The following is a 678-nucleotide window of genomic DNA, read 5'->3' as shown; positions in this document are numbered from 1 at the left end:
CAACGTGTTTGTGTATGCTTTGTTGCGTTGGTTTAGTGTAAAGTTAGCAAATAATTACTGAATAGAAAATCCGCGAGGATTTTCGTAAGTTGGCTAAAAGAAAGCAATAAAATATACACGGTGTTACCCAACGTTTTAATTCCAATCTTTTTTTAAATTATCTAATTCAGAAGTATTCGTTCCTACATAAATATTTCTCCAAAATATAATTCCGTCTACTTTCACAAAAACTCTATAATAACCAATTTCCAAACCTCCTAAATCTATTTTGATTTTCGATAAATCTGAATTCGTTAATTTTAGTTTTGTATTTGTTTCAATTTCATTTTCAGAGTACAATTCCGAATTTAGTACTGTTTCAAAATCAGTTTGTAAATAGTTTTTACTTGATTTCGCAGGTCTAATCCAAATTTTAGATATATTTCCCATTGAATATAAATTCAAAATATTAACTGTTGGGTTTGGATATAGACCAAAATTAATCATATTTAATTCATTTGGATTTCCCAATTGACCTATTTTTCCTCCTGTAAAATCTATTAAATTAATTCCTGTTACCAAATTAATATCTGTATTATTCTCAGAGTTATCTGAGTCTTCTTTCTCACTACATCCAATTACAGATACTAAGGCTAAAAATATTATAATTCTCTTCATTTTTTTATGTTGGGTAACGTG

At 27.7% G+C, this 678-nt stretch carries 1 protein-coding gene; it reads right to left on the bottom strand.

Translation table 11 applies throughout. From position 1 onward, the window contains the following. Window positions 1-135 precede the first annotated feature (135 nt). Window positions 136-678 (bottom strand): hypothetical protein (locus K8Z87_RS13835; protein WP_227478166.1); only part of this gene is annotated, 543 nt, incomplete at its 5' end.

Origin of the sequence: Winogradskyella immobilis, from assembly GCF_021887715.1 — a bacterium.
Lineage (GTDB): Bacteria > Bacteroidota > Bacteroidia > Flavobacteriales > Flavobacteriaceae > Winogradskyella > Winogradskyella immobilis.
The sequence above is the reverse complement of the archived record's forward strand: the minus strand, read 5'-3'. Positions and strand labels throughout refer to the sequence as shown.